General features: G+C 51.7%; 11 protein-coding genes. 2 read left to right on the forward strand and 9 right to left on the reverse strand.

Annotated elements, in window-relative coordinates; translation table 11 throughout:
* Positions 1 to 26: 26 nt before the first annotated feature.
* The 4 genes from ilvD to ilvG all read right to left on the reverse strand — a co-directional run bounded on the left by ilvD (position 27) and on the right by ilvG (position 4,522).
* The gene (ilvD, locus tag ACESOH_RS01475) at positions 27 to 1,862 is read right to left on the reverse strand and encodes a dihydroxy-acid dehydratase (protein WP_373099219.1); all 1,836 of its coding nucleotides are present in this window, start codon (positions 1,860 to 1,862) and stop codon (positions 27 to 29) included.
* 71 nt (positions 1,863 to 1,933) lie between these two features.
* The gene (locus ACESOH_RS01480) at positions 1,934 to 2,629 is read right to left on the reverse strand and encodes an aspartate/glutamate racemase family protein (protein ID WP_373099221.1); all 696 of its coding nucleotides are present in this window, start codon (positions 2,627 to 2,629) and stop codon (positions 1,934 to 1,936) included.
* A gap of 14 nt (positions 2,630 to 2,643) precedes the next feature.
* Positions 2,644 to 2,862: an acetolactate synthase 2 small subunit gene (gene ilvM / locus ACESOH_RS01485; protein WP_373099222.1), complete on the reverse strand. Its 219-nt coding sequence runs from the start codon at positions 2,860 to 2,862 to the stop codon at positions 2,644 to 2,646.
* A 1-nt stretch (position 2,863) separates the two neighbouring features.
* On the reverse strand, positions 2,864 to 4,522 hold the full coding sequence (gene ilvG, locus ACESOH_RS01490; RefSeq protein WP_032093849.1) for an acetolactate synthase 2 catalytic subunit: 1,659 nt from the start codon (positions 4,520 to 4,522) through the stop codon (positions 2,864 to 2,866).
* A 373-nt stretch (positions 4,523 to 4,895) separates the two neighbouring features.
* On the opposite strand from ilvG, the gene ACESOH_RS01495 reads away from it, so the two are divergent.
* Positions 4,896 to 5,714: a Cof-type HAD-IIB family hydrolase gene (locus ACESOH_RS01495; RefSeq protein ID WP_373099224.1), complete on the forward strand. Its 819-nt coding sequence runs from the start codon at positions 4,896 to 4,898 to the stop codon at positions 5,712 to 5,714.
* Positions 5,714 to 6,097 carry a fluoride efflux transporter CrcB gene (gene crcB, locus ACESOH_RS01500; RefSeq protein WP_373099226.1) on the forward strand — a complete coding sequence of 128 codons (384 nt, stop codon included), beginning with the start codon at positions 5,714 to 5,716 and terminating at the stop codon, positions 6,095 to 6,097. Before ACESOH_RS01495 ends, crcB begins: the two co-directional genes overlap by 1 nt.
* Here the strand turns inward: crcB and ACESOH_RS01505 are convergent, their stop codons facing one another.
* The 5 genes from ACESOH_RS01505 to ftsY form a co-directional block, all read right to left on the reverse strand.
* Positions 6,098 to 7,057: an alpha/beta fold hydrolase gene (locus ACESOH_RS01505; protein WP_373099227.1), complete on the reverse strand. Its 960-nt coding sequence runs from the start codon at positions 7,055 to 7,057 to the stop codon at positions 6,098 to 6,100. It lies immediately after the preceding gene.
* Positions 7,058 to 7,218: 161 nt separating this feature from the next.
* Positions 7,219 to 8,334 carry an aspartate-semialdehyde dehydrogenase gene (gene asd / locus ACESOH_RS01510; RefSeq protein ID WP_373099229.1) on the reverse strand — a complete coding sequence of 372 codons (1,116 nt, stop codon included), beginning with the start codon at positions 8,332 to 8,334 and terminating at the stop codon, positions 7,219 to 7,221.
* Positions 8,335 to 8,472: 138 nt separating this feature from the next.
* Entirely contained in the window at positions 8,473 to 9,408 is a 936-nt protein-coding gene (gene ftsX / locus ACESOH_RS01515) for a permease-like cell division protein FtsX (RefSeq protein ID WP_373099230.1), read from the reverse strand.
* 11 nt (positions 9,409 to 9,419) lie between these two features.
* On the reverse strand, positions 9,420 to 10,070 hold the full coding sequence (gene ftsE / locus ACESOH_RS01520; RefSeq protein ID WP_032093843.1) for a cell division ATP-binding protein FtsE: 651 nt from the start codon (positions 10,068 to 10,070) through the stop codon (positions 9,420 to 9,422).
* Between the two features lie 214 nt (positions 10,071 to 10,284).
* Positions 10,285 to 11,317: signal recognition particle-docking protein FtsY (gene ftsY / locus ACESOH_RS01525; protein ID WP_373099232.1), on the reverse strand; the 1,033-nt coding region annotated here is incomplete at its 5' end.

Genomic DNA, 11,317 nt, shown 5'->3' on the forward strand with positions numbered 1-11,317 from the left:
TGATTTTTACCGCACTTTTCGGTTAATTAAATTTTGCTTTTATCCCGCACTGCGCCTTTGTCGGCGGAGGTGGCGAAATGTCCATACACTTTTAATGCGAAAGACACTTCACGTTGGCGGTTGGCCGGTTGCCAGCCTAATGCCGCTTGCTGTGTACGACGCGCGGCCAGTTCCTGTTCGCTCACCGCCAGATGAATGGAGCGGTTGGGAATATCGATGTCGATACGGTCGCCGTCCCGCACCAGACCGATCGCCCCGCCCGCCGCGGCTTCCGGTGAGCAATGGCCGATAGACAATCCGGACGTGCCGCCGGAGAAACGACCGTCGGTCAACAGCGCACAGGCTTTGCCCAGCCCCATGGATTTCAGGTAGCTGGTCGGATACAGCATTTCCTGCATGCCCGGCCCGCCTTTCGGGCCTTCGTAGCGAATCACCACCACATGCCCGGCGCGCACTTTACCGCCGAGAATGCCTTCCACCGCCTCTTCCTGACTTTCAAAGACAATGGCCTCACCGCTGAATTTTAGAATAGACTCATCCACGCCGGCCGTTTTGACGATACAACCGTCCAGAGCGATATTACCCGACAGCATCGCCAGTCCGCCGTCCTGACTGTATGCGAACGCCTTACTGCGGATACAACCCTGCTGACGATCCTTATCCAGACTGTCCCAGCGGCAATCCTGTGAGAACGCCTGCGTGGTACGGATTCCGGCGGGGCCGGCGCGGAAGAATCGGTGTACCGCTTCATCCTGCGTCTGCATAATATCATAGGCGGCAATCTGTTCGCCCAGACTGAGCCCCAGTACGGTGCGGGTGTCATTATGCAGCAGATCGGCGCGCGCCAGTTCGCCTAAAATCGCCATAATGCCGCCGGCGCGGTGCACATCTTCCATATGATATTTATTGGTATTCGGCGCCACTTTAGCCAAACAAGGCACGCGACGGGATAAACGGTCGATATCCGCCATGGTAAAATCCACTCCTGCTTCCTGCGCGGCGGCCAGTAAATGCAGCACGGTATTGGTCGAACCGCCCATGGCGATGTCCAGACTCATGGCGTTTTCAAACGCCGCTTTGGTGGCAATCGCACGCGGCAGAACGGAACCGTCATCCTGCTGATAATATCGTTTACATAAAGTCACAATCTGCGCGGCGGCTTGCAGGAATAACTGTTTACGATCCGCATGGGTCGCCAGACAGGAACCGTTGCCCGGCAGACTTAACCCCAGCGCTTCGGTTAAACAGTTCATGGAATTGGCGGTAAACATGCCGGAACAGGAACCGCAGGTCGGGCAGGCGGAGCGTTCGATCGCCGCCACATCCGCATCAGAAACGTTGCTATCCGCACTTTGCACCATGGCATCCACCAAATCCAGTTTAATCAGTTGATCGGAAAGTTTGGTTTTGCCCGCCTCCATCGGCCCGCCGGAAACGAAAACCGTCGGAATATTCAGACGCAGCGCCGCCATTAACATGCCCGGGGTGATTTTATCGCAGTTGGAAATACACACCATGGCATCGGCACAATGGGCATTGACCATATATTCCACACTGTCGGCAATCAGATCGCGCGACGGCAGGGAATACAGCATGCCGCCGTGCCCCATGGCGATACCGTCATCCACCGCAATGGTATTGAACTCTTTGGCCACCCCGCCGGCGGCTTCGATGTGTTCCGCCACCAGTTTGCCGATGTCGCGCAAATGCACATGTCCCGGCACAAATTGCGTAAAGGAATTCACCACCGCAATAATCGGTTTACCGAAGTCATCTTCTTTCATGCCGGTGGCGCGCCATAATGCGCGGGCGCCGGCCATATTGCGACCCTGAGTACTGGTCGCAGAACGTAGTTTAGGCATAATCTCTCCAAGTTAATTTAAAACGGGTTAGCTGTCAGTATAATCATATTGCCAAAAAGTGCGGTCGGTTTTTACCTGGTTTCTAAAATAAATTCCGCCGCCATTTTGGCGTGCAGTTCGGCCGTATCAAAAAACGGCAGATGATAATCCGTCTGCCGAATCAGCAAGCCGATTTCGGTACAGCCTAACACGACGCCCTGTGCGCCTTGTTTTTCCAGTGCGGCAATCGTATCCAGATAAAATTGTTTCGACTGCGATAAAAATTTCCCCACACACAGTTCTTCAAAAATAATACGGTGGATTTCCCGTTGTGCGGCATCATCCGGCACAAGCGGCTGAATCCCGCGTTCCAGCAGGGCATCCCGGTAGAAGTTGTCCTGCATCACGAAACGGGTGCCGAGCAGCGCGACGCGCTCAATGCCGCACGCCTTAATCGCTGCGGCCGCCGCATCTATAATATGCAGAAACGGCACCTTAACGGCGTCGATAATCGGTCGGGCGACTTTGTGCATGGTATTGGCGGACAGCACGATGCCCTGTGCGCCGATACGTTCCAGCTTGTGCGCCGCCTCGGCAAGGATTTGCCCGGCCTGTTGCCAGTCGCCGCGGTTCTGGCATTGCACAATGTCGGCAAAATTCACACTTGCTATCAATAACGGCGCGCTGGCGTTGCCGCCCAAGGTCTGATTGACCAGACGGTTAATATCACGATAATAGGTGACGGTGCTTTGCGGCGACATGCCGCCGAGAATGCCCAGTGTTTTCATACCGGTTTCCTGTTTTAGTGTAGTTCTATCACATCCGGCAGTTTGGCCAGCTGGTTAAACAGCAATTCAACGGGTCTTTCGCTTTGCAGCCGAACCTGTAGCCGAATTTCGCTCTGCCGGGTTTCCGTTTGTAATCCGATCACTTCAAAGCCGCGGTGGCGCATAACCCGCAATAAGCGTTCCAGCGTTTCCGGACGTCTGCCGGCTTTGATGGTTAATTGGTATTGCTGCATATTATCCTCCCATTTCTTCTTCAAGCATATCTTTATTACAGGCATTCGGCGGCACCAGCGGCCAAACGTTTTCTTCCGCCGGAATGCACACATGCAGTAAATACGCCTGTCGGCTGGCAAACAGGCGATCCAGCGCGGCATCAACATCGGCGCCCCGTTCAATGCGCTCGCCCTGAATGCCGAAGGCGGCGGCAAGGGTGACAAAATCCGGGTTGTCATCCAATATCGTGCTGCTGTGGCGGGCTTGGAAGAATAAAGTCTGCCATTGACGCACCATGCCCAGCCGCTGATTATCCAGCAAGACGATTTTAAGCGGCGTCTTCGCCCGTTTAATGGTACCCAGCTCCTGCACGTTCATCATTAACGATCCGTCGCCGGTGATCAGAATCACCTCGTCCTGCGGGCGGGCTTTTTGCGCGCCGATCGCCGCCGGCAGACCGAATCCCATGGTGCCGAAACCGGCGGAAGTAATATAATTCTGCGGCGCATGATGCTGCATATGTTGCGCCGACCACATTTGATGCTGCCCCACATCGGTCACCACAATGCCGTGCGGATGTTTTCTGGCGGAGATACTGTTCAGCAGCCACCACGGATTAATCGGCTGCTGGCCTAAGTTTTGCGCATAACGGAAATCAAACGCCGCTTTCAGGCGCTTGACTTCCGCCTGCCAGTCGGCGATATCCAGCGGGCGGCTTAATGCCTTGAACACCTCGCTGAGATCGCAGCATAACGCCACATCGGGACGGCGCAATTTGCCCAATTCCGCCATATCGATATCACAATGAATCACTTTGGCATGCGGCGCGAAGGTGTCCAGCTTCCCGGTGACCCGATCATCAAACCGGGCGCCGAAGACCAACAACAAATCCGCTTCCTGTGTCGCCAGATTGGCCGCTTTGGTGCCGTGCATCCCGATCATGCCCAGATAATAAGGCGTATCCGCCGCAATGGCGCCGAGGCCTTTTAAGGTGGAAATGCTGGGAATTTGCGTCTGCGCCAGAAATGCGCGCAGCGCCGGCACCGCATTCGCCATGCCGACCCCGCCGCCCACATAAACGATCGGCCGTTCGGCCTGTTGCAGTAATTGCACGGCTTGCTGCAGTTTATCGTGACAAAGTGCGGTCGGTTTTTTAACAGGAAGTGTAAAAGGTGTCAGGTCGGTTTCGGCGAATTGCACGTCTTTGGGAATATCAATCAGCACCGGACCGGGGCGACCGCTGTGTGCGATGTGGAAGGCTTTGGCGAAAATTTCCGCTAATTCGTCGATGTGTTGAACGATAAAACTGTGTTTGGTACAGGCTAAGGATAACCCTAATACATCCGCCTCCTGAAAAGCATCGGTGCCGATAAACGGTGAAGCCACCTGCCCCGTAATCGCCACCAGCGGCACCGAATCCATTAACGCATCGCCTAAGCCGGTAATCAGATTGGTGGCGCCCGGCCCCGATGTGGCGATACATACCCCGGTTTTTCCGCTGGCTCTGGCATAACCGATGGCGGCCATGGCGGCGCCCTGCTCGTTGCGACAGAGCAAATGATCCAGCCCGGAATCATAAATCGCATCATACACCGGCATAATCGCGCCGCCCGGATAACCGAATACTGTGGTTACATTGTGTGCTTTCAAGCACGCCGTTACTAATTTAGCCCCGTTCATTGTTCACCCATTTCCATTAAATTAACGCCGATAAAAAACCCCTCGCCGATCTGTGCGAGGGGTTTTCCGATAGAAGAAATCACATTACATTCCGAGTATCAGCAACCGCTCGCCTCGCGGTAATAATAATCACCGCGAGGTTAATAATAATGCCGATCAGGGAATAGTGTTTGTTCATGTATTCAATCCGTGCAAGCCGGTATGGCTTTTCATCAAGTGTTAATATTGATAGCACATTTTAAAGATAAATCAACTTATTTTTTTATTTAGCGCAAAGGATTGCGCGAAATGCGGAAAAAGTGCGGTCTTTTTTGCCGTAATTTTGTTATCATAGCGCCTGATTTTAGCATTCGATAATAAGGTCTTTTAATTTATGCACCCGCTTCCCTTTCGTGCCGTGGTTTCTGATCTGGACGGCACGCTGCTTAACGGCAATCACGTCATCGGCGATTTTACTATCGAGACGCTGGAAAAATTAGCCGCCGAACAGGTGGATATCATTCTGGCGACCGGCCGTAACTATACGGACGTATCCTCCATTCTGAGCAAAGTTAGTGTGAAAAAAGCGCTGATGATCACCTCCAACGGCGCCCGCGTACACGACCTGCAGGGCAATCTGCTGCTCAGCGATAACCTACCGGAAGCCCTCGCGCTGGAGATTATGAATCTGCCGTTCGATGCGCAAAATGTGTTTGTCAATTCTTATCAGGACGATGGCTGGTTTATTAGCACAGACGTACCGGAAATGGCGAAATACCATCAGGATTCCGGTTTTATGTATCAGGTTGTGGATTTCGCCGAACATCACGGGCGCGGTACGGAAAAAGTGTTTTTTATCGGCCGCACGCCGCAGGATGTGGCGCCGATCGAACAAACCCTGCAAGCGCGCTTCGGTGAGGTCGTCAATATCACTTACTCAACGCCGAGCTGTCTGGAAGTGATGAATAAAAATGTGTCAAAAGCCACCGCACTTGCCCGTATTATCCAGCCGCGGAATTACACGCTGAAAGATTGTATCGCTTTCGGCGACGGCATGAACGATGTGGAAATGCTGAGCGAAGTGGGAAAAGGCAATGTGATGGGGAATGCGGATCCGCGCCTGTTGCAAGCCTGTCCGCAGCTGGAACGCATCGGATTGAATAAACATGAAGCGGTGGCCAGTTATCTGCGTGCCGTATTCGGGCTTTGCTGATGTCGGCGTGGCAATCCGTTCTATTAGTCGGCAGCGGTGCCGCACTGGGCGCCATCGCGCGCTGGGGATTGGGTCAACTGTTAAATCCGCTGTGTTCGTTTCTGGCGTTCGGCACGTTGATCGCCAATTACGCCGGCTGTTTTATTATCGGTCTGCTCTTGGCGGTTTTCTGGCAGTATCCGCAGATTTCCGCTGAGTGGCGCTTGTTTCTGATCACCGGTTTTCTCGGCGGTATGACCACGTTTTCCTCATTTTCCGCCGAAGTGGTGGAATATTTTCTCAGCGCGAAATGGCAGCCGGCGCTTGCCGTGATGTCGCTGCACCTGTTCGGCGGCCTGTTATTTACCGCACTGGGCCTGTGGTTGTGGCGCTGTTTTAGTTAATCATTCCGCGGGCGCCTCATGTTCGACAAATTGAAAAATTTGTTCCAGCGCCTGTGCACGCAGCGGATCGCGTTCGAATAAAATTTCATGCTTGGCGTTATCCATGGTGATTAACCGGTGATGCGGCAAAAGTGCGGTCAATTCCTGCAGCTTTTCATTGCGCACGATCTTTTCCTTTCCGGCCTGAAAAACCAGCACCGGGATTTCAATGCGCGGCAGAATTTTCGGCAGACCTTTGATCGCGGTCAGACACAGATGCACCCAGCGAAATGTCGGCCCGCCCAGATTTAACTCGGGATAATTGCGGTTGATCCGGTTCATCCATTTCATTCGGGTTTTACAAAAACTCAGCTCATTATTGTTTAAATTTGCCGGTTTATACGGCGTTTTGCCGAACACATAACGCTTGCCCTGCCCGAACAGCATCATCAGGTTAATGATCAGCTCATCGCGCAGCGGGTGGCGGGTCGGCAAGCCGAAAAACGGCGAAGAAAAGACCGCACTTTTAATCCGGTGATCATAATTTGCCAGATAATACGCCGCGATCAACGCGCCCAGCGAATGGGCGATAACATGCTGGCTATGATAAGCATACAGCCCACCGACATGTTCAATCAGCGCCGCCATATCATCGGCATAAAAATGAAATTCGTCAATGTAGCCTTTCTCCCGGTCCGCCAGCAAACGCTGTGAATAGCCCTGTCCGCGATGATCGAAGATCAGCACATCATAACCGCGCAAATAAAAATCATAGGCCACTTCCGACCATTTCAGAATATTTTCCGCCCGCCCGTTGACCAGAATCATCAGCTTGCGTTGCGTGACGGTCGCCGGCTGAACAAAATGCCGGTAAGCGATACGGCAGTGATTTTTGCCGTGTATATATTGAATGGGAAACTGCGCAATAAAAGGGATCAATTGCAGCAAAGCAAATTGACAAAAACGAGGTTCTCTGATCATTGGACTCATTTATCTGTTTTATTTTCCGCTGAAAACGGGCTTATCGGCAAATATACCGGCGGTGAGAGAATATGACTACACGACAGATTCCCGATAAACGAACTTTCTTCCCGCCCTGATGTAATGAAGGGTTATCCGAAGACAACCCTTATCACATGAGATTAAGCCACTAACTGTTTAAGAATACGGCGAACAGGCTCCGCCGCGCCCCATAATAACTGGTCGCCGACGGTAAACGCCGCCAGATATTGCGGCCCCATCGCCAGTTTGCGTAAACGGCCGACCGGCACGCTTAAGGTTCCGGTGACTTTCGCCGGGGTCAGTTCGCGCAAGGTGGCCTCTTTATCGTTCGGGATCACTTTCACCCATTGGTTATGAGCGGCTAAAATCTGTTCAATTTCGGCTAACGGCAGATCTTTTTTCAGTTTGATCGTAAACGCCTGACTATGGCAGCGCAGCGCACCGATACGCACGCACAGACCGTCCACCGGAATCGGATTGTCGCTTAAACCGAGAATTTTGTTGGTTTCCGCATAGCCTTTCCATTCTTCTTTGGTTTGTCCGCTTTCCGGCAACAGTTTGTCGATCCAAGGAATCAGGCTGCCGCCTAACGCCGCGCCGAAATTGTCGGTCGGGAAATCGTCGGCACGCATTTGCGCGGTAACTTTACGTTCAATATCCAGAATCGACGATGCCGGATCGGCCAGTTCGGCTTTCACGCTGGCTTCCAGCTGCCCCATTTGCACCAGCAACTCACGCATATTTTTTGCCCCCGCACCGGATGCCGCCTGATAAGTGGCGACGGAAATCCATTCCACCAAATCGTGCTGGAACAGACCGCCCAGCGCCATCAGCATCAGACTGACGGTACAATTTCCGCCGACAAAGGTTTTCACCCCGTTTTTCAGGCCTTCGCTGATAACATGCTGGTTTACCGGATCCAACACGATAATGGCGTCTTTTTCCATTCGCAGCGCAGACGCCGCATCCACCCAGTAGCCGTTCCAGCCGGTCGCTCTCAGTTTCGGATACACCGCATTGGTATAATCACCGCCCTGACAGGTAACGATAATATCCAGTTTTTTTAATTCGTCGATATCGAAAGCGTCTTTCAGTTCGCCCGCCGCTTTACCGCCGAACACCGGCGCTTTTTGTCCCGCCTGCGATGTGGTGAAAAACAGCGGATTAATATTGCTGAAATCATTTTCCTGCTGCATGCGATCCATTAACACGGAGCCGACCATGCCGCGCCAACCGATAAAACCTACGTTTTGCATAAAATTTTCCTTATTGATAATGTTGTGTCTGAAATAAAAAATATCAGTTAATTAATTACAAGATACATTGCACAAAAGCAAGTCTTTTTATGAAAAAAAGCGCTGAATTTGATTAAGCCGTTTGTTTTCTCGGTATATTCAGCCTTTTTTATCCAGCACCTGAATGTAGCGGGTCGCCGACAGCCACGCGCCGACATAGCCCACAATGGCACAAATCACCAATAAGAACAGCAATTCGCCGAATGCAATACCGTGCAAGGAAAAATTCACCGCAAAAATATCCGTCACATATTTTACCGCACTGGTGAAATACCCAATCAGACAGGCGCTGAAAATACAGGCCAGCAGCCCGCCCGCCAAGCCGTAGAGAATGCCGGTATAAAGAAACGGACGCAGAATGAACTGCTCCGTCGCGCCGAGTAATTTCATGATCTCAATGCTGGCCTGACTGCTGTACACATCGGAACGAATGCTGTTACCGATAACCAGAAAGACCGAAACCGTCATCAGCACCGTACATAAAATCGCAACGTGCGCCACCAGCCACGAAAGTGCGGTCAATTTTTCCATCCAATCGTTATCCAACCGAACTTCCTGCACCCCTTTGATTTTATTTAAATTATCACGCAATGTATCGCGCTTCTGGCTTTCATTATATTCTTTGCTCGGTTTAATCATCACCACTGCGGGCAGCGGATTGTCATCCAAAATATCCAGCCCTTCGCTGAATCCCGACCAGTTGCGGAATTCGTTCAGACTTTCCTGCCGCGAGACATAGTTCAGACTGTCGACGCCGTCCTGCTGACGGATTTTATCCACCACCAGATTGGCATCCTCTTCACTCAGATTTTTATGCAGATAAACGGTTAATTCGCTTTCCGGATAAAACTGCGATGTGGCCTGATGAATGTTTTTCCACAACAAATAACTTATGGTCGGAATTGTCAGAGACACCGCAATCACCAGCACCGTCAGCAGCGTGCCGTATTTTTTCTTCATCAAATCGGCCAGCACCGCACGCAACACATAATTTACTTGCACCCATAACGAGGCATTAATCGGACGAGAACTCATCACTACTTTCCTTAACGTAAATACCCTTGTTCAAGTACAAGACAGGGTTTTGGTTTTTGTTGCACAATATTAATGTCATGGGTGGCGATCAGCACCGTCATCCCCAAACGGTTGAATTCTTCAAACAGATTAAAGATCTCCAGAGAAAGTGCGCTGTCTAAATTGCCTGTCGGCTCATCGGCCAGCAATAATTGCGGTTTATGTACCACGGCGCGGGCAATATCCACCCGCTGCTGCTCACCGCCGGACAAATGCAACGGCAGATGATTGGCGCGATCACGCAGCCCTACCCGATCCAGAGAAGCCAGCGCGCGGGATTGCGCTTCTTTCGGATGTATGCCGCTAATAATCAACGGTAACGCCACATTATCCGCCACCGACCGATCCGGCAGTAAACGGTAATCCTGATGCACCATACCTATTTGACGGCGTAAAAACGGAATTTCATATTTGGATAAGCGGGTAATATCATGCCCGTTGAACCAAATCTGCCCGCCATTAGCGCGTTCCATACCCATAATCAGTTTCAACAGTGTACTTTTTCCCGCACCGGAATGTCCGATCAGATAGGTCATACTGCCGACCGGCAAATGAAAAGTAAGCCCCTGCAAAGCCGGCTTACCGCCCAAATAAGCTTTGCTGACATTCTCAAAACGTATCATATTTTCCTGTCTCTTTAGAAATCTTGCGCGGTTTCCCCGCTGTTAAACGGCAAACCGCGACCAATTATAACGGATATTGCATATCCTTGTTATTAATTTATTATGCTTCCGTCCAATGCCTGAAAATTCATCACGCCGCTGAAAAATACCAACTTGTTTGTTTTTATTTACCCGTTTCGGCTTTAACTAACAGAATAGAGAGCAAACACAACAATCAGTCCGACCCGGCAAACAGCGCATCAATAAATTCGGTGGCGCGGAACTGGCGCAGATCATCAATTTTTTCGCCCACGCCGATATAGCGGATCGGTAAGCCGAACTGATCGGCGATGGCAAAAATCACCCCGCCTTTCGCCGTGCCGTCCAGTTTGGTCAGGCTGATGCCGGTCAGCCCTACCGCTTCGTTAAACAGTTTCGCCTGACTGATGGCGTTTTGTCCGGTGCCGGCATCTAAGGTCAGCATAATTTCATGCGGCGCGCTGTCGTCATATTTTTTCATAACGCGCACAATCTTTTTCAGCTCGTCCATCAGGTTATTTTTATTTTGCAGACGTCCCGCCGTATCGGCGATCAGAATATCAATACGACGCGCCGCGGCGGATTGCATGGCATCAAAAATCACCGACGCCGAATCGGATCCCGTAGGTTGTGCGATGACCGGAATATGGTTGCGCTCGCCCCAGACTTGCAGCTGTTCCACCGCGGCCGCCCGGAAGGTATCACCGGCCGCCAGCATTACGGATTTGCCCTGTTGCTGAAACTGGCGGGCTAATTTGCCGATGGTGGTGGTTTTTCCCACTCCATTAACGCCGACCATTAAAATCACATAAGGTTTTTTGTCGCCGTCAATGCGCAGCGGCTGTTCCACCGGCTGCAGAATATCGGACAATTCCGTTTTCAGTTGCTGATACAGCAGTTCCGCGTCTTTCAGCTGTTTGCGGCTGGCATGCCGGGTCAGGTTGTCAATGATTTTCGCGGTGGTCGGTACGCCGATATCGGCTATCAGCAATTGTTCTTCCAGTTGCTCAAACAGGTCGTCATCGATTTTTTTACCGGAAAACAGGCCGCGGAAACCGTCGCCGATATGCTGTTTGGTTTTTAATAGTCCTTTCACCAGACGACTGAAGAAACCGCCTTCGCTCGGTTTTTCCTGCTCCTGAAAAACCGTTTCCGTTTCCGTTTCCGTTTCCGTTTCCGTTTCCGTTTCCGTTTCCGTTTCCGTTTCCGTTTCCGTTTCCGTTTCCGTT

This window comes from Necropsobacter rosorum (assembly GCF_964241405.1).
GTDB lineage: Bacteria > Pseudomonadota > Gammaproteobacteria > Enterobacterales > Pasteurellaceae > Necropsobacter > Necropsobacter rosorum.

Coding starts and splice junctions, on each gene's coding strand:
- ACESOH_RS01505 (WP_373099227.1), bottom strand. CDS start 7,057: ATGATCAGAGAACCTCGTTTTTGTCAATTTGCTTTGCTGCAATTGATC.
- ACESOH_RS01495 (WP_373099224.1), top strand. CDS start 4,896: ATGCACCCGCTTCCCTTTCGTGCCGTGGTTTCTGATCTGGACGGCACG.
- asd (WP_373099229.1), bottom strand. CDS start 8,334: ATGCAAAACGTAGGTTTTATCGGTTGGCGCGGCATGGTCGGCTCCGTG.
- ACESOH_RS01480 (WP_373099221.1), bottom strand. CDS start 2,629: ATGAAAACACTGGGCATTCTCGGCGGCATGTCGCCGCAAAGCACCGTC.
- ilvG (WP_032093849.1), bottom strand. CDS start 4,522: ATGAACGGGGCTAAATTAGTAACGGCGTGCTTGAAAGCACACAATGTA.
- ilvM (WP_373099222.1), bottom strand. CDS start 2,862: ATGCAGCAATACCAATTAACCATCAAAGCCGGCAGACGTCCGGAAACG.
- crcB (WP_373099226.1), top strand. CDS start 5,714: ATGTCGGCGTGGCAATCCGTTCTATTAGTCGGCAGCGGTGCCGCACTG.
- ftsE (WP_032093843.1), bottom strand. CDS start 10,070: ATGATACGTTTTGAGAATGTCAGCAAAGCTTATTTGGGCGGTAAGCCG.
- ilvD (WP_373099219.1), bottom strand. CDS start 1,862: ATGCCTAAACTACGTTCTGCGACCAGTACTCAGGGTCGCAATATGGCC.
- ftsX (WP_373099230.1), bottom strand. CDS start 9,408: ATGAGTTCTCGTCCGATTAATGCCTCGTTATGGGTGCAAGTAAATTAT.